Consider the following 331-nt stretch of genomic DNA (forward strand, 5'->3'; position numbering starts at 1 on the left):
TAAGCACTTCAAAGGCTTCAGAAAGCGGAGTTCCTTCCTGCAAAGCAGCAGGATGTCCTATATCGCCGGCCTCCCTGATGCTTTGCACCAACGGAATTTGCCCCAGGAATGGCACCTGCAGGTCTTCGGCAAGTAACTTCGCTCCTTCCCTTCCAAAAATGTAGTATTTATTATCGGGTAATTCTTCCGGAGTAAAATAAGCCATATTCTCAATGATTCCCAGCACAGGAACATTAATGGTCTCCTGCTGGAACATTGCCACTCCCTTACGGGCATCGGCAAGAGCTACATTTTGAGGTGTACTCACCACAACAGCTCCCGTGATTGGCAG

At 48.6% G+C, this 331-nt stretch carries 1 protein-coding gene; it reads right to left on the minus strand.

The annotated features are described in order from the left end of the window. The coding region (locus tag HC176_RS18305; RefSeq protein ID WP_167920420.1) for a P-loop NTPase at positions 1-331 on the minus strand (331 nt) is incomplete at both ends.

The organism is Tamlana crocina (assembly GCF_012037625.1).